The sequence below is a fragment of the Rhodovulum adriaticum genome, assembly GCF_004345735.1.
GTDB classification, from domain to species: Bacteria; Pseudomonadota; Alphaproteobacteria; order Rhodobacterales; family Rhodobacteraceae; genus Rhodovulum; species Rhodovulum adriaticum.
Genome location: NZ_SLXL01000002.1, coordinates 54,162 through 71,285 on the forward strand (window position 1 = coordinate 54,162; position 17,124 = coordinate 71,285).

The window sequence follows — 17,124 nt, forward strand, 5'->3', positions numbered from 1 at the left end:
AAGGTGCGGGAGGAAACATGAACAAGCTGGTGAGCGGCGCTGCCGCCGCCGCCCTGAGTGCAAGCGTTGCACATGCGGGCGGCATCGAACGGTCGACCCAATCGGTGGGGATCCTCTTCGAAGAGGGGAACTACGCCGAGTTGAGCTATAGCACCTTCAACCCCAATGTGTCGGGCGTCGGCGTCGATGCGACCCCGCCAGCCAATACGGGTACGAACTTCCCCTCTGGCAACATGTCGCCCAGCTACACCACCGTCACGCTGGCCTACAAGCAGGCGCTCAGCGACAAGCTGGACGTGGCGCTGATCCTGGATCAGCCCATCGGCGCCGACATCAACTATCCCGGGGGCACCAGCTATATCGCCAGCGGCGCAACCGCCGAGATCGACGCAATGGCGCTGACCGCCCTGATCCGCTACAAGCTGCCCTCGAATTTCAGCGTGATCGGCGGCGTGCGTGCCCTGCGGACCGATGGTGTCGCGGACCTGCCCTACATTCCGTTCGGCTACACACTGTCCACGACAAGCGAAACCGATTTCGGCTATGTCGTCGGCGTCGCCTGGGAAAAACCGGAAATCGCCGCCCGCGTCGCGCTGACCTACAATTCCTCGATCACGCACAAGTTCCGCGCCTCGGAACAGATCGGGCCGATCCCCTTTCCGACCAGCACCCTGACGACGGAGGTTCCGCAATCCGTCAATCTGGAATTCCAGACCGGCATCGCGGCCGACACGCTGCTGTTCGGCTCGATCCGTTGGGTGGATTGGACCGCCTTTGACATCAGCCCGGCCATCTATGCCAACCCGCTGCTGGGGCTGGGCGCGCTGGTCGAGTATGACAACGATGTCATCACCTACAACCTCGGGATCGGGCGCCGCTTCTCGGACCAGTGGTCGGGCGCGCTGCTGTTCGGCTATGAAAAGCGCGAAGGCATCCCGGTCGGCAACCTGGGCCCCACCGACGGCTTCAGGTCGGTCGGCGCCGCCGTGACCTACACGATGGGCAGCACCAAGATCACGGGCGGCGTGCGCTATGTCGATATCGGCAGTGCCGTGACGCGGGGCATCAACTCGAATTTCCGCAGCAACGAGGGGTGGGGCTTCGGCGTGCGCGTCGGCCACGCCTTCTAGGCTGCCTCTCGCCCGGCCCCACGGCCGGGCGGTTTCATTTGACCCCCCGCCGCGGGCTGGCTACGAGAGGCCAAGCGGCAAAGGGGAGCGGGATGATCTACGAAACGGCCGATGCCTGGCGCCAGGCGCGGGAAAAACACGTCCTGCTTTTCGGGATGTCGGGCCTGGGCAAGACCCATGTCTCTTCGATGCTGCGCGAAGAGGGGCAGTGGTTTCACTACTCGATCGACTACCGCATCGGCACCCGCTACATGGGCGAACATATCGCCGACAACTTCAAGGCAGAGGCGATGAAGGTTCCGCTGCTGCGGGAACTGCTGCTCAGCGACAGCGTTTACATCGCCTCCAACATCACCTTCGACAACCTGGCCCCGCTGTCCACCTATCTGGGCAAGCCCGGCGCGCCGGAAAAGGGCGGCCTGCCCTTCGACGAATACATGCACCGCCAGGAACAGCATCGCGCCGCGGAAATCAGCGCGCTGCTGGACACCCCCCATTTCATCGAGCGGGCCAAGGCACTGTATCGGCTGGACGATTTCGTCTGCGATTCCGGCGGCTCCATCTGCGAGGTGGTGGAACCGGACAATCCCGACGACCCGGTGCTGAAACCCCTGTCCGAGCATCTGCTGCTGGTCTGGATCGAGGGATCGGACGCCCATACCGAGGAACTGATACGCCGCTTCGACCGCGCCCCGAAACCGATGTATTACCAGCCCGAATTCCTGCGCGCCGCATGGGACGAATATCTGGACCGGAACAAGCTGCAAGAACACGAGGTCGACCCGGACGCCTTCGTGCGCTGGACCTATGCCCGCGCGCTGGCCCACCGCCAGCCGCGCTATGCCGCGATGGCCGAAAACTGGGGCGTCAAGGTACGGGCCGAAGATGTCGCCGCCGTCCGCTGTCCTGACGATTTCACGGACCTCATCGCACGGGCTATCGACAACGCGCCTGGGCGGCGCTGATCTCGGCCCCCGCACCGTCCAGGCCGAAGGTGGCCACAGTATAGCCTGCGACGTTGCGCACCGTCAGGGTTTGCCCCGTGGCCATGGCCGACAGGATCGGCGATCCGGGCGGCACGCCCACGGCATGGGCGCCGCCCTCCCCTTCGAAAGACAGATCGTAGGGGCGCCCGTCCACCACCAAGCTTAACACGGCGGAGGGGCCTTCCAGTCCGGAAAGGACCAGGGCGCTTTGGCCCGCGCGACCACAAAGGTAGTAGAGCTGAAATCGCCCATCGGCGGTTCCGACCGCGGCGTATTCTCCGCTCCCGTCGCGGATCTGGCCCCCGCTCCAGCGTGGGCGGTCAGGCACGCAGACACGCTGAACGCAATCATGGTAGGCCGGGTTGCTGGCCGGGCCGAATTGGTTCAGGCAGCGCCACACACAGCGCTGCATTTCCATCGGGTCTGCCTGTTGCCCCGCAGCCGGGCCAGTGCCGGCCAGAACCAGCGCCACGCAGATCATGTGCCGCCGCATTACCGCACCCTCCCGCCCCTTGCACGCCCCCTTAGTGAAGCTTGCAACCCCGCCCCTGTCAATTCATGGCGAGCAGGGTTGAGCGCGGCCCGCAACTTGCCTATTCCTCGGCCGGTCAAGGAGTATCAAGATGCCGATCAAGATCCCCGCTGACCTGCCCGCATACGACGTGCTCACGCGTGAGGGCGTCATGGTGATGGGCGAAGAGGCCGCCGCGCGCCAGGATATCCGGCCGCTGCGCATCGGGCTGTTGAACCTGATGCCCAAAAAGATCCAGACGGAAACCCAGTTCGCCCGCCTGATCGGGGCAACGCCCCTTCAGATCGAACTCAGCCTGATCCGGATGACCGAACACCGCAGCCGCAACACCGCGTCCGAGCATATGGAGGCGTTCTATCGCCCCTTCGCCGAGGTCGAGGCCACGGGCGAGAAATTCGACGGCCTGATCATCACCGGCGCCCCGATCGAGCATCTGCCTTTCACCGATGTCACCTATTGGGAAGAGCTTGTCCGCGTCTTTGGCTGGACCCAGACCCATGTGCATTCCACCTTTGGCATCTGCTGGGGCGGCATGGCGATGATCAACCATTTCCACGGGGTGCAGAAACACATTCTGACGGCCAAGGCCTTCGGCTGTTTCCGGCACGACAACCTTGATCCGACCTCCCCCTACCTGCGCGGGTTTTCCGACGATTTCGTGATCCCCGTCAGCCGCTGGACGGAAATGCGGCAACCCGAAATCGACGCGGCACCCGGCCTGCGCACCCTGCTGGGCAGCGACGAGGTCGGCCCCTGCCTGGTAGAGGATCCCGCGCACCGCGCGCTCTACATTTTCAACCACTTCGAGTATGACAGCGATACGCTGAAGCAGGAATACGAACGCGATATCGGCAACGGCACCCCGACCGAGGTGCCGGTGAACTACTACCCCGATGACGATCCGGCAAAACCGCCCCGCAACCGCTGGCGCAGCCACGCGCACCTGCTTTACGGTAACTGGATCAACCAGATCTACCAGACCACGCCCTTCGACATGACACGGATCGGAACCGGCTGATGCCAGGACGTTTCCCCCCGACCGGCGACGTTCTGGATATCGGGGGCACCGCCGTTCACGCCCACCAGGACGGCACAGGGCCGGACCTGATCCTGCTGCATGGCGCGGGCGGCAACACGCGCGATTTCACCTTCGACCTGATGGGGCGGCTGACCGACCGTTTCCGCGTCACCGCCTTCGACCGGCCCGGCCTGGGCCACACCGACCCGCTGCATCCCCATGGCGAAAGCCCGGCCGAACAGGCCGCCGTGCTGGAGGCCGCAGCAAAACGTCTTGGCCTGGGCCCTGCGGTGCTGGTGGGCCATTCCTTTGGCGGTGCGGTGGCCCTGGCCTGGGCGCTGGATTTCCCGCAACGTGCGGCCGCCATCGTGTCGCTGGCCGGGGCCGCGATGCCCTGGCCCGGCGGGCTGGGGCCGTTCTACGATATCCTGTCTTCGCGCCTGGGCGGGGCGGTGGTGGTGCCGCTGATCTCGGCCCTGGCGCCGCGTGCGCTGGCCCATCGCTCCATCGCGCGCATCTTCGCCCCCGATCCCGTGCCGCAGGGCTATGCCGATCATATCGGGATCGAACTGGCCCTGCGCCCCGACACGCTGCGCGCAAACACCCGGCAGGTGAACGGGCTAAAGCCGCATATCCGCGCCATGGCCGCCCGCTATGACGCGTTGACCCTGCCCATCGAAATCCTGCACGGCACTGCCGACGAAATCGTGTCCCCCGCGATCCATTCCCGCCCCTTCGCCGCGCAGGTGCCCACGGCCAACCTGACCGAGCTGCCGGGCGTCGGGCACATGCCCCACCATGCCCGCCCACAAGAAGCCGTCGCCGCCATTCACCGCGCCGCAGCCCGCGCCGGTTTGCCGGGCACTGGCGGCTGAACGGCGCGGGCCTATATACCGGCTCATGCCCCAGGCCCCCGCATATACCAGGCGCGCCGCGCTTGGCCTGACCGCCGCAACCGCGCTGACGGCCTGCGCCCCGGCGCCCTCGCCGGACACGCCTGCCCGCACCAAACCGCTTGGGCGCCTGCTGAACGTGCGGGGCCGCAGGGTACACGCCTGGCAACAGGGCCGCGGCCCGGACGTGATCCTGGTCCATGGCGCCTCGGCGAACCTGCGCGATTTTACCTTCTCGCTCGCCGGGCAACTGGCGCAGCGCTACCGCGTGACCGCCTTCGACCGCCCCGGCCTGGGCTATTCCGAACCGCTGAATCCCCGCGGCGACAGCCCCGCCGCGCAGGCCGCGCAACTGGACGCAGCCGCCGTGCAGATGGGCATAGGCCGCGCAGTCGTGGTCGGCCATTCCTACGGGGCCGCCGTCGCCATGGCCTGGGCGCTGAACCGGCCCGCCCGCTTGGCCGGCGTGGTCGCGCTGGCCGGCGTCACCATGCCCTGGCCCGACGGGATGCTGCCCGCCTGGTACGGCATCGCCGCCTCTGGTCTGGGCAGCGCGCTGGTTTCGGCCTTCGTGACAGAGGGTGCCGCGCGCCGCGCCCTGCCACGCTTTTTCGCGCCGCAACCCGTGCCCCAAGGCTATGCCGACTATATCGGCCTGGACCTTGCCCTGAACCCCGCCACCCTGCGGGCAAGCGCCGGGCAGGTGGACAGCCTGCGCCCGGCCTTGGCAGAGATGGCCGCGCGCTACCCCAGTCTGCGTATTCCCGTCGAGGTGCTGCACGGCAGCGCCGACCGCATCGTCGGGCTGGAGATCCACGCAAGGCGCCTGGCCGCGACCCTGCCCGATGCCCGCCTGACCGAATTGCGCGGCGTCGGACACATGGTCCACCACGCCGCCCCGCGCGCGACCCGCGCCGCGATCGACCGCGCCGTCGCACGCGGCGGATTGCGCCGCCGCGCCTGATCGGCCTAGTCTCCCCCGACGAGGAGGGCCCGGCCATGCATCTGCCATTCGACGGCGCGATCAGCGACTTCTACGAAAACGCGGCGCCCGACGAGGTCCGCCACGCCATCAAGGACGCCAAGAAAGACGACATCCTCTCCGAGGGCTACCCGTATGACAACCGCATGGACAAGGACGCCTACCAGGACCAGCTGGAGGCGCTGCAAATCGAACTGGTCAAGCTGCAAGCCCATGTAAAGGCCCACGGCACCCGCATCGCCGTCCTCTTCGAGGGGCGCGACGCGGCCGGCAAGGGCGGCACGATCAAGCGGTTCCGCGAAAACCTGAACCCGCGCGTGGCCCGCGTCGTGGCCCTGTCCAAGCCCTCGGACCGCGAGGCCAGCCAGTGGTATTTTCAGCGCTACATCCCCCACCTGCCCTCGGGTGGTGAAATGGTGTTTTTCGATCGCTCCTGGTACAATCGCGGCGTGGTCGAACATGTCTTCGACTTCTGCACACCCCAGGAGCGCGCCCATTTCTTCGCCCAGGTGCCCGAGTTCGAGGAAATGCTGGTCGATGAGGGCATTCACCTGGTCAAGCTCTGGCTCAATGTCGGCCGGGCCGAACAACTCCGCCGCTTCCTCAAGCGGGAACGCGACCCCCTGAAACAATGGAAACTCAGCTGGATCGATGTCGAGGGGCTGAAACGCTGGGACGCCTACACGGCAGCGATCCGCGAAACCTTCGCCCGCAGCCATTCCGGCCCCGCCCCCTGGACGGTGATCCGCTCCGACGACAAGCGCCGCGCGCGGTTGGCCGCGATCCGCGCTGTGCTGTCAGGGCTGGATTACGCGGGCAAGGACACCCAGGTCGTCGCAGCCCCCGACCCCAGAATCTGCGGCGGCCCGGAAATTTGGGCGATCTGATCTTCTTCTTGGCCCAAATACCCAAATCCCGCACGCGCCGCAGGCACCACGCCGGGACAGCGCACCTCAGCCGGACTTGACCTTCTCGGCCAGATCGCGGGCGATGGCAAAGGCACCCTTGATCTTGTCGCTGTCCTTCTTCCAGTCGCGGCGCAGGATGATCTTGTTGTCCTTGACCTTGGCCAGCCCCTGCTGCGCCTGGATGAATTCCACCAGCCCTGCGGGATTGGCGAACTTGTCGTTATGGAACTGGACCGTCGCCCCCTTGGGCCCGCCATCCAGCCGCGCGATGCCTGCCCGCTTGCACATCGCCTTGATCCGCACGACCAGCAGCAGCGTGTTGACCTCTTTCGGCAGTTTGCCGAACCGGTCGATCAGCTCTGCGGCAAAGCCTTCCAGCTCTACCTTGGTCGACAGCCCCGACAGGCGGCGATACAGGCCCAGCCGCACATCCAGATCGGGCACGTAATCTTCGGGGATCAGGACCGGCACGCCCAGATTGATCTGCGGCGACCACTCGTCATCGGCCTCGGACAGGCCCTCCATCTCGCCCGCCTTGATCTTGGCGATCGCCTCTTCCAGCATCGACTGGTACAATTCGAAGCCCACCTCGCGGACGTGGCCCGACTGTTCCTCGCCCACCAGGTTGCCGGCGCCGCGAATGTCCAGATCCTGACTGGCCAGCGTGAACCCCGCCCCCAGCGTGTCGAGCGACCCCAAGACGCGCAGCCGCTTCTGCGCCTGCGGCGTCAGCGGCGCACGCGGTTTCGTCGTCAGATAGGCATAGGCACGGGTTTTCGCGCGGCCCACCCGCCCCCGGATCTGGTACAACTGGGCCAGCCCGAACATGTCGGCACGGTAGACGATCATCGTGTTGGCGGTGGGGATATCCAGCCCCGATTCAACGATGGTCGTGGCCAGCAGCACATCGTACTTGCCATCGTAAAAGGCGTTCATCCGGTCGTCCAGTTCGCCAGCGGCCATCTGGCCATGCGCCTCGACGAAGGACACCTCTGGCACCTGCTCGCGCAGAAAGGCCTCCATCTCGGGCAGGTCCTTGATCCGCGGCACCACGACGAAGCTTTGGCCGCCGCGATAATGTTCCCTGAGCAGCGCCTCGCGCACGGTGACGGCGTCGAACTCGCTGACATAGGTGCGGATCGACAGCCGGTCGACGGGTGGCGTTCCAATGATCGACAGGTCGCGCACGCCGGTCAAGCTCATCTGCAGGGTGCGGGGGATCGGCGTGGCGGTCAGCGTCAGCACATGGATATCGCTGCGCATCTGTTTCAACCGTTCCTTGTGGGTGACGCCGAAATGCTGTTCCTCGTCGATGATCAGCAGGCCCAGGTTCTGAAACTTCACCGTCTTGGCCAGCACCGCATGGGTGCCGATCACGATATCCACCGTGCCATCGGCCAGCCCGGCGCGCGTTTTCGCCGCCTCCTTGGCGCTGACAAAGCGCGAGAGTTGCCGCACCTCTACCGGGAAACCGCGGAACCGTTCGAGAAAGCTTTTCGCATGTTGGCGCGCCAGCAGCGTGGTGGGCGCGATCACCGCGACCTGCACCCCCGACATCGCCGCGATAAAGGCGGCGCGCATCGCGACCTCGGTCTTGCCGAAGCCCACATCGCCGCAGATCAGCCGATCCATCGGCGTGCCGCTGCCCATGTCGTTCAGCACATCCTCAATGGCGGCCAACTGATCGTCGGTTTCCTGGTACGGGAAGCGGGCGGAAAACGCCTCCCACATGTGGTGGTTGGGCTCCAGCATCGGCGCGTTACGCAGGGCACGCTCGGCCGCCACCCGGATCAGCTTGTCTGCGATCTGGCGGATGCGCTCTTTCAGCTTGGCCTTCTTGGCCTGCCAGGCGCCGCCGCCCAGCTTGTCCAGCAGACCCTCGTCATGGCCATAGCGGGACAGCAGTTCGATATTTTCCACCGGCAGGAACAGCCGGTCGCCGCCGGCATATTCCAGCGCCAGGCATTCATGCGGCGCCCCGGCTGCGGTGATGGTTTCCAGCCCGTTGTAGCGGCCCACCCCATGTTCGACATGCACCACCAGATCGCCCGGTGACAGCGTCTGCGCCTCGGTCAGGAAATTCTCGGCCTTGCGGCGTTTTTTCGGGGCGCGGATCAGACGGTCGCCCAGCACGTCCTGTTCCGAGATCACCGTCAGCCCCGGCGCCTCGAACCCGTGTTCCAGCGCCCAGACCGCCAGGTACAGCCCCCGCCCGGCGGCCACGTCGCGGCTGTCGGCGGCAAGCGCGGCATCGGCGATGCCCTCATCCTCCAACAGCCCTTTCAGACGTTCGCGCGCCCCCTCGGAATACGAGGCGACGACCACCGGCCCCTCTTCGCGGCGCGCCTGAACATGATCGCTGAGGGCGCTGAACAGGCTGACCTGCTCCAGCTTGCGTTCCGGTGCGAAATTGCGCCCGATCCGCCCGCCCGCGTCGATCACCCCCGGGCCGGTGCCCTGCGGCAGCGGGTTCAACTGCAATACCCGGTGCCCCGCGGTCGCGGCGGCCCAGGCGTCATCGTCCAGATACATCAGACCCGGCGGGCAGGGTTTGTAGACCGAGTCCAGCCGGCCCTTTTGGCGCATCGCCTCGGCGCGGGTGTCATACTGATCGGCGATGGTCTCCCACCGGGTCAGGCGGGTCGCGGTCACCTGGTCGTCCAGATAGACGCTGGCGCCCGGCAGGTAATCGAACAGGGTTTCCAGACGCTCGTGGAAAAAGGGCAGCCAATGTTCCGCCCCGGCATGCTTGCGCCCGGCGCTGACCGCCTCGTACAGCGGGTCATCGGTGCCCGCCGCGCCAAACTCGATCCGGTAGTTCTGTCGGAACCGGGTGATGGCTGCCTCGTCCAGGATCACCTCGGATACCGGGGCCAGTTCGATCGCGTCCAGCTTTTCGGTTGTGCGTTGCGTGGCCGGGTCGAACCGCCGCGCACCGTCCAGAACGTCGCCGAACAGGTCTAGGCGCACCGGCCCCGATTGCCCCGGCGGGTAGATATCGATGATGCCACCCCGCACGGCATAGTCGCCCGGCTCCATCACCGTGGGCGCCTGGGAAAAGCCCATGCGCACCAGGAACGCCTTCAGCGCCGCCTCGTCGATCTGCTGGCCGACCCGCGCGGCAAAGCTGGCCTCTTGCAGCACGGCGCGCGCGGGCAAACGCTGTGCCGCCGCGTTGACCGTGGTCAGCAGGATGAACGGCCCCGACAGCCCCGCCGCCAGGGTCGCCAACGTGGCCATGCGCGCGGCCTCGATATCGGCATTGGGTGAAACCCGGTCATAGGGCAGGCAATCCCAGGCCGGGAAATCCAGCACCACCGACTGCGGCGCGAAAAAGGCCAGCGCCGCCCGCATCGCGGCCAGGCGCTTGTCGTCGCGGGCGATATGCAGCACGGGCTTGCCCGTGCGCGCGGCCTCGCGGGCCAAAAGGCGGGCGTCGAACCCTTCGGGCGCGCCGCCGACGGTGATGTTCTGGGGATCTGACATGGGCCGCTCAGTTAAGGAGGGACGCCGCGGTGTCAACCGCCCAAGGCGCCGATCTGCATGTTCTGCCACATGCCCCACATGGCGGTGAAGAAGATCGCAGAGATGCCGACCAACTGCACGCGCAGCCGATGCGCACGCAGGCAGCGATACAGCGCCTCGCCTTCGGGGGCGGTGGACTCGATCCGATGGGCAAGGCGCACCGTCATCAACCAGACCAGCGCGAAGGGCCCACCCAGCAGCACGACGGCCTGGCAGATCTCGGACCCGTAGACGAACCCCAGCACGATCAGCATCGACAGCGCAAACCCGCCAAGCGCCACGATCCACACCCCGGCGACCCGCGCGATGTACAGAACGCGGCGCATGTTGATCGCGACCAGGGCGGCCACGTCCTCGGCGGCCTGCCCGCCGCGCATGCGGGCGCGTTGCACCAGATCGTAGGGCACGCCCAACACCCAGTGGCTGGCCGTGGACCACGCCACCGCCAGCGCGATCCAGAACCACAGGTTCGAGAACGACCGCATGTCGATCAACTCGTAAACGCTCTCGTACCAGTCCAAGGAACTTGGCTCCGTTCTCTCAGGGGTGCGACCGGCCCCGGGACGAATCCCGCACTTGAGGTGGCGCCCGATCCGTGTAACGCAGTCTGTCGAGTTGTTGAAGGAGACAAGCCCATGCGCCCCACCGTCGCCCCCTTCCCCACCACCCGCCTGCGCCGCACCCGCCGCACGCCCGCCCTGCGCGATCTGGTCCGCGAAAACACGCTGACCACCGGCGACCTGATCTGGCCGATCTTCATCCGCGAGGGCGAAGGGGTCGAGGAACCCGTGCCCTCGATGCCCGGTGTAGTGCGCCGCTCTGTCGATCTGGCTGTCAAGGCCGCCGAAGAGGCCGCCGCCCTGGGCATCCCGGCGATCTGTCTGTTTCCCTATACCGATCCCTCGCTGAAGACCGAGACCTGCGAAGAGGCGTGGAACCCCGACAACCTGTCCAACCGGACCATCCGCGCGATCAAGGCCGCTGTGCCCGACATCGCGGTGATGACCGATATCGCGCTGGACCCCTACAACGCCAACGGCCATGACGGCATCGTGCGCGACGGGATCATCGTGAACGACGAAACCGTCGAGGCCCTGGTCAAGATGGCGCTGGCCCAGGCCGAGTGCGGCGCCGACATCCTGGGCCCGTCCGACATGATGGACGGCCGGATCGGGGCGATGCGCGCGGCGCTGGAAAAGGCCGGGCATTCGGACGTGACGATCATGTCCTACACCGCGAAATACGCCAGCGCCTTTTACGGGCCGTTCCGCGATGCGGTGGGGGCCAGCGGGGCGCTGAAGGGCGACAAGAAGACCTATCAGATGGACCCGGCCAATTCCGACGAGGCCATCCGCCTGGTCGAACGCGACCTGATGGAAGGCGCGGACATGATCATGGTGAAACCCGGGATGCCCTATCTGGACATCTGCCGCCGCGTGAAGGACGAATTCGGCGTCCCGACCTATGCCTACCAGGTGTCGGGCGAATACGCGATGCTGATGGCCGCCGCGCAGAACGGCTGGCTGGACCGCGAAAAGGTGATGATGGAAAGCCTGATGAGCTTCAAGCGCGCGGGCTGCGACGGCATCCTGACCTATTTCGCGCCCGAGGCCGCGCGCGTTCTGAACGCGGGCTGATCCCCCGGCACGATCTTGCCCATACTGGCCGCGCCCCGGTGACAAGGGGCGCGCAAATCCCTATAAGTGGGGCAATGTTGGGCACAGACCACAACCACATGAGGCAAGATCAATGCAATACGGCAAGACGGGCGGCCGGTTCACCCGCCGCGGATTTCTGACGGCGGCGGGCGCGACGTCGGCGCTTGCGGCCTGTAGCAACGGGGTGGGCAGCGACGGCGCCCTGACCATCGACAGCCGCGTCGACAACACGCGCAACTACCTGTTCTCGCGCTACCCGGACGCGGAATTGCTGGCGAACAAGGCGCAGGGCATCCTGTGGATGCCGCTGATCACCAAGGCCGGCCTGGGCCTGGGCGGGGCCTTCGGGCGCGGCGCGCTGCGGATCGACAACGTGACAGTCGATTACTACTCGGCCACGCAGGCCAGTATCGGGTTGCAGATCGGGGCGCAGCAATACGCCCATGCGCTGTTCTTCATGACGCCCGAGGCGCTGCGCGATTTCCGGGCTGGGGGCGGCTGGTCTGCCGGGGGCGATATCGAATACGCGGTGCGCGATCAGGGCGGCAACCTGTCGGCCCGAACGCTGACCGCGCTGGACCCGGTGATCGCGCTGATCTTTGGCCAACAGGGCCTGATCGTCGGTGCCTCGCTTGAGGGGACGAAATACACCCGGATCATCCCCTGAGGGGCCGCTGAACACGACCTCGCACGCAGATCGTTACCAGCCCCCAAGCATCGCGCGCCAGATAAGGCTGGCGCGCCGGGCCGTTTCAGATGCGTCCAATGCCCCGGCCGCCACGCGGCCGGGGCTCTTTTCTGCCCGCCGCAGCACCGGCCCCGCGCGCCATGCCATACGTGCCGCAGGAACCGCCGCCGCCGGGATGTCCCCGCGCGCCGCTCTGGCCCGCGCAAGACGATCCAGACCCGTGCGGGCCAGTTGCACCACCGCCTGCGGCCGCCCGTCAACCAGCGGGATACGCCCCCGCGTTTCCAGCTCGGGCACCGCCACCAGCCAGTTCGCCAAACCCATCGCGACGCCAAGGTCGCGCAGCGGCCCCGCCCCGCGCGGGGCGCCCATCACCGCGCCGGCCACCTCCAGCAAGGTGCCGCCGGTCGCCTCGATATGGGTCAGGAACGCAGCCTCATCCGCGAACGGCTCGCGGTAGGCATCCCAGCGGCGCGCCAGCACCAGCGCGTCCAGCGCCTGCGCATCCCCCGGCGCCAGAACCTGCGACAGCGGCGTTGCGACCTCGTGCCGACGCACGGGGCCGCCCTGGGCGATTTCCTCCAGCACATCGCGCCACCATTGCAGGCGCATTTCGGCGATCATCGGTTCCGCCGTCACCCACGGGGCACGGGCCACCTCGACGTTGAAGGCAAAGAGCGGCAAGAGCCGCGCACGCGCCACAACCGGGGCCGCCATCGCCACGCGAAAGCGGTCCGGGTCGCCGCGGCGGACGATCTCGGCGCAGGCATCCAGCGTCATGCCGGGCGCACCACCGACAGCAGATAGCCATACTCGGCCCGGTGCGCGCGCCAGGTGGCGATCTCGGCCTCGTTTTCATCCAGAACCGCGGCCAGCGCCGCTGACGCGCCCGGGCGCAGTTCGGCGATGCGGGCTTCCAGCGGGGTAAAGTACGCCTCCCACGCGGCATCGGACAGGGGGCGCTGGCCGACCACGTCATATCCCGCTGCCGCGATCTGCGCGTTCACGCCGGCGATATCGGTCATCTGCGGGTATTCCCGTTCCCAATAGGCGCGTGCCGCATCGGACGGCCTGTCCGTGAACCAGCAGGCCTGCGAAAACGCCACCGCGCCGCCGGGGGCAAGGACCGTGCGCCACGCGGTCAGCGCCTCGGTCACCCCCAGGAAATAAACCGCGCCCGCCGACCAGATCAGGTCATAGGGGCCCGACAGCGCCCCCATGTCGCCCTGCCGGACGGTAACACGCGGGTCCGTGATAAAGCGCCTGGCCGCCTGCGCGACGAAACCATCATACAGGTCCAGCGCCTCGACCGTGCCGTCGGGCACATGAGCCAGCAGACCGGCAATATCGTCCCCCGGCCCGCAACCGGCATCGCAGATCGCCCCGTCGTGCGGCACGCCCGCAAGGGATAGCGCCCAATCCAAGCTGTCCCGGTCTCCCGGCCCCTCGCGCGGCAGGTCGCTGTGCAGGGTAAAGAACGCGTCCCAATCCATCACTCCGCTCCGTCACGCACCAGTTTCCAGATGATCGCATCCAGCAGCGCCTCGAACGAGGCGTCGACGATGTTGGGCGACACGCCCACCGTGGACCAGCGCCGCCCCTGCCCGTCTGCGCTGTCGATGATGACGCGGGTCACCGCCTCGGTCCCGCCATTGGTGATGCGCACCTTGAAATCCACCAGACGCATGTCGTCGATATAACGCTGGTAGGTGCCCAGGTCCTTGGCCAGCGCGCGCGACAGGGCGTTGACCGGCCCCCGGTCGTTGCCCTGCGCGTCCAGGCTTTCGGAGACCGACAGCTTGCGCTCGCCATCCACCAGCAGGACGACCACCGCCTCGGACAGGCTGATCGGGCGGCCCTTCTCGTCGCGGCGGCGTTCCACCGTCACGCGATAGCGTTTCACCTTGAAGAATTCGGGCAACTGCCCCAGGTGCCGCCGCGCCACCAACTCGAAACTGGCCTGCGCGGTGTCATAGGAATAGCCCTGCCCCTCGCGCGTCTTGATCTCGTCCAGGATGGTGGGCAGCGCGGGATTGTCGCGCGCGACCTCCAGCCCGGCCTCGGCCAGGCGGCGGCGCAGGTTGGACTGCCCGGCCTGGTTGGACATCGGGATGATGCGCGCGTTGCCCACGGTTTCGGGCACGATGTGTTCGTAGGTGGTGGGGTCTTTCAGGATCGCGCTGGCATGCAACCCCGCCTTGTGCGCAAAGGCCGAGGCCCCGACATAGGGCGCGCTTTTCAGCGGCACGCGGTTCAGGATGTCGTCCAGCACGCGCGAAACGTGGGTAAGGCCCGACAGCGCCTTGTCGGTGATGCCGGTGTCGAACCGGCTGGCAAAGGGTTCTTTCAGTGCCAGCGTGGGGATCAGCGTTGTCAGGTTGGCATTGCCGCAGCGTTCGCCCAGCCCGTTCAGCGTACCCTGTACCTGCCGTGCGCCCGCCTGCACCGCCGCCAGGCTGCCCGCCACCGCGTTGCCGGTGTCGTCATGGGTGTGGATGCCCAGCACATCGCCGGGGATGCCGCGGGCGATCACCGACGCCGTGATCTCGCCGATTTCGCCCGGCAGGGTGCCGCCATTGGTGTCGCACAGCACGATCCAGCGGGCGCCTGCGTCATGCGCAGCCTTCAGGCAGTCAAAGGCATAATCGGCATCCGCCTTCCACCCGTCAAAGAAATGCTCCGCGTCGAACAGAACCTCGCGCCCCTGTGCAACGGCATGGGCCACCGATTGCGCGATGGAGGTGATGTTTTCGTCCAGCGTGATCCCCAACGCCGTGGTGACGTGGAAATCATGCGTCTTGCCCACCAGACAGACCGCCGGGGTGCCCGCGTTCAGAACGCCGGCCAGAACCTCGTCATTCTCGGCAGAGCGCCCCGCGCGTTTCGTCATGCCAAAGGCGGTCATGCGGGCGCGGGTCTGCGGCGCGGCCTCGAAAAAGGCGCTGTCGGTGGGGTTGGCGCCGGGCCAGCCGCCCTCGATGTAATCCACGCCCAGATCGTCCAGCATCCGGGCGATGCGCACCTTTTCAGCGGTAGAGAACTGCACGCCCTGTGTCTGTTGCCCGTCGCGCAGGGTGGTGTCGTAAAGGTAGAGGCGTTCGCGGGTCATCGGTACGGCTCCATAACCGCCCAACACCGCCCGGGGCGCTTGCGGCCCGGGCAGCGCCCGTCCCGCCCCCCACGGGGCGGGCGCTTCTCGCCCACCCCGCCGGGCCGGGCGCCGCCCTGTGTCGCGCTTGGGGTCATTTAAGGCCCTCCAGCTTGGCAGGGTCGAAACCCGCGCCGGGCACCAGTTCCACCCCCGCCTTGCTCATCCGAACCTCGACACCCGCAGCGGTCAGCGCGGCCTTGAACGCATCCACCTGCGCGAAATCCTTGGTCTGCATCGCCTCTGCCCGCAAGGCGGCCAGTTTCTCGGCGAACGCGGCCAGATCCGCCCCGCCCGTTGCTGTCCATGCCCCCATTTCGTCGGACAACAGCCCCATCAAACCCGCCGAGGCCTTCAGCCCAGCCGCGTCGCCCTCGCCCGCCAGACGGTGCAGCACCGCGATCGCGCCCGCCGTGTTCAGGTCGTCGGCAAGTGCTGCGATCACCTCGGGCGCGGGGCTGGGCGCGGGTTCGACGCCCGCGATCAGGCCACGCCACTTGCGCAGCGTGCTTTCCGCCTCGCGCGCCTTTTCCGACGTCCAATCCATCGGCTTGCGGTAATGCGTCGACAGGAACACGAAGCGGATCACCTCGCCCGGAATGCCTGGCTGGCCGTCATGCCCCGCCAGCAGGTCATGCACGGTAAAGAAGTTGCCCAGCGACTTGGACATCTTCTTGCCCTCAACCTGCAGCATCTCGTTATGCATCCAGACGCGGGCGAAATCGCTGCCCGGATGGGCGCAGCAGCTTTGCGCGATCTCGTTTTCGTGGTGCGGAAAGGTCAGGTCGTTGCCGCCGCCGTGGATGTCGAATGTCTCTCCCAGCAGGTCATGCGCCATGGCCGAGCATTCGATATGCCAGCCCGGCCGCCCCCGGCCCCAAGGGCTGTCCCATCCCGGCTGGTCGGGGGTCGAGGGCTTCCACAACACGAAATCCATCGGGTCGCGCTTGTAGGGCGCGACCTCTACCCGGGCACCTGCAATCATGTCATCGACCGACCGCCCCGACAGCCGACCATAGGCGGCATAGCTGTTCACGTCGAACAGCACATGGCCCTCGGCGGCGTAGGCATGGCCCTTTTCGACCAGCGCCTCGATCATCGCGATCATCTGGCCGATATAGGCGGTCGCGCGGGGCATATGCGACGGCTCCAGCGCGCCCAAGGCGCCCATATCCTCCAGGAACCACTGGGTGGTTTCGGCGGTGATCGTGTCGATGGGCCGCCCGCTTTCATCCGCGCGGGCGATGATCTTGTCGTCTACATCCGTGAAGTTGCGGACATAGGTGACGTGATCGGGCCCGTAGACATGGCGCAGCAGGCGAAACAGCACGTCGAACACCACCACGGGCCGCGCGTTACCCAGATGCGCGCGGTCATAGACGGTGGGGCCACAGACATACATGCGCACGTTGTTCGGATCGATCGGTTCGAACCGTTCTTTCTGGCGAGTTCTGGTGTTGTAGAGCGTAATCTGGGTCATGCGTCCGTCCTTCGCGCGCGTTCCGCGTCGGGTTTGGCACATTCCGAAGTGGAAGGAAATCAAAAGGCCCCGGCCTTTCGATCAGCCCCTCCCCACGCGCCCTGTCATATTTCCGTTACAAAATTATTACAAAAGCATTGCAGCCTATCGATAGGGGTCGGGGGCAGGTGCGAATC

The 17,124-nt window shown here is 66.7% G+C and carries 15 protein-coding genes; 8 read left to right on the plus strand and 7 right to left on the minus strand.

Going from position 1 to position 17,124, the window contains the following annotated elements:
• Positions 1-17 precede the first annotated feature (17 nt).
• Both EV656_RS03685 and EV656_RS03690 read left to right on the plus strand, forming a co-directional pair.
• A complete protein-coding gene (locus EV656_RS03685) occupies positions 18-1,130 on the plus strand; it encodes a hypothetical protein (protein WP_132599608.1) in 1,113 nt (370 codons plus the stop codon).
• Between the two features lie 92 nt (positions 1,131-1,222).
• Positions 1,223-2,095 carry an ATPase gene (locus EV656_RS03690; RefSeq protein ID WP_132599610.1) on the plus strand — a complete coding sequence of 291 codons (873 nt, stop codon included), beginning with the start codon at positions 1,223-1,225 and terminating at the stop codon, positions 2,093-2,095.
• Here EV656_RS03690 and EV656_RS03695 read toward each other — a convergent pair.
• Complete coding sequence (locus EV656_RS03695; protein WP_132599612.1) at positions 2,067-2,609, minus strand: hypothetical protein; 543 nt, start codon at positions 2,607-2,609, stop codon at positions 2,067-2,069. The two genes, EV656_RS03690 and EV656_RS03695, sit on opposite strands and share 29 nt — an antisense overlap.
• 130 nt (positions 2,610-2,739) lie before the next feature.
• Between EV656_RS03695 and metA the strand changes: the two genes are divergently transcribed.
• The 4 genes from metA to ppk2 are packed head-to-tail and all read left to right on the plus strand — an operon-like array spanning position 2,740 to position 6,428.
• Positions 2,740-3,666, plus strand: coding sequence for a homoserine O-acetyltransferase MetA (gene metA, locus EV656_RS03700; protein ID WP_132599614.1), 927 nt, complete (start codon positions 2,740-2,742; stop codon positions 3,664-3,666).
• Positions 3,666-4,541: an alpha/beta fold hydrolase gene (locus tag EV656_RS03705; RefSeq protein WP_132599616.1), complete on the plus strand. Its 876-nt coding sequence runs from the start codon at positions 3,666-3,668 to the stop codon at positions 4,539-4,541. The genes metA and EV656_RS03705 overlap by 1 nt, the downstream gene beginning before the upstream one ends.
• A 25-nt stretch (positions 4,542-4,566) precedes the next feature.
• Positions 4,567-5,523, plus strand: coding sequence for an alpha/beta fold hydrolase (locus tag EV656_RS03710; protein ID WP_132599618.1), 957 nt, complete (start codon positions 4,567-4,569; stop codon positions 5,521-5,523).
• A gap of 35 nt (positions 5,524-5,558) precedes the next feature.
• Entirely contained in the window at positions 5,559-6,428 is an 870-nt protein-coding gene (gene ppk2 / locus EV656_RS03715) for a polyphosphate kinase 2 (protein WP_132599620.1), read from the plus strand.
• Between the two features lie 66 nt (positions 6,429-6,494).
• Here ppk2 and mfd read toward each other — a convergent pair whose 3' ends face one another.
• Both mfd and EV656_RS03725 read right to left on the minus strand, forming a co-directional pair.
• A complete protein-coding gene (gene mfd / locus EV656_RS03720; RefSeq protein WP_132599622.1) occupies positions 6,495-9,935 on the minus strand; it encodes a transcription-repair coupling factor in 3,441 nt (1,146 codons plus the stop codon).
• A 32-nt stretch (positions 9,936-9,967) separates the two neighbouring features.
• Positions 9,968-10,495, minus strand: coding sequence for a component of SufBCD complex (locus EV656_RS03725; protein WP_132599624.1), 528 nt, complete (start codon positions 10,493-10,495; stop codon positions 9,968-9,970).
• Positions 10,496-10,609: 114 nt separating this feature from the next.
• Here EV656_RS03725 and hemB point away from each other — a divergent pair, with 114 nt between their 5' ends.
• Positions 10,610-11,611, plus strand: coding sequence for a porphobilinogen synthase (hemB, locus tag EV656_RS03730; protein WP_132599626.1), 1,002 nt, complete (start codon positions 10,610-10,612; stop codon positions 11,609-11,611).
• A 112-nt stretch (positions 11,612-11,723) separates the two neighbouring features.
• On the plus strand, positions 11,724-12,299 hold the full coding sequence (locus tag EV656_RS03735) for a lipid-binding SYLF domain-containing protein (RefSeq protein WP_132599628.1): 576 nt from the start codon (positions 11,724-11,726) through the stop codon (positions 12,297-12,299).
• A gap of 33 nt (positions 12,300-12,332) precedes the next feature.
• Here the strand turns inward: EV656_RS03735 and EV656_RS03740 are convergent, their stop codons facing one another.
• The 4 genes from EV656_RS03740 to cysS all read right to left on the minus strand — a co-directional run bounded on the left by EV656_RS03740 (position 12,333) and on the right by cysS (position 16,948).
• Positions 12,333-13,100: a squalene/phytoene synthase family protein gene (locus tag EV656_RS03740; RefSeq protein ID WP_132599630.1), complete on the minus strand. Its 768-nt coding sequence runs from the start codon at positions 13,098-13,100 to the stop codon at positions 12,333-12,335.
• Positions 13,097-13,813: a class I SAM-dependent methyltransferase gene (locus tag EV656_RS03745; RefSeq protein ID WP_132599632.1), complete on the minus strand. Its 717-nt coding sequence runs from the start codon at positions 13,811-13,813 to the stop codon at positions 13,097-13,099. Before EV656_RS03745 ends, EV656_RS03740 begins: the two co-directional genes overlap by 4 nt.
• Positions 13,813-15,429 (minus strand): citramalate synthase, encoded by a 1,617-nt coding sequence (gene cimA, locus EV656_RS03750; protein WP_132599634.1) that lies wholly within the window; start codon positions 15,427-15,429, stop codon positions 13,813-13,815. Before cimA ends, EV656_RS03745 begins: the two co-directional genes overlap by 1 nt.
• Positions 15,430-15,562: 133 nt before the next feature.
• Positions 15,563-16,948, minus strand: a complete 1,386-nt coding sequence (gene cysS, locus EV656_RS03755; RefSeq protein ID WP_132599636.1) for a cysteine--tRNA ligase — start codon at positions 16,946-16,948, stop codon at positions 15,563-15,565.
• Positions 16,949-17,124: the final 176 nt, after the last annotated feature.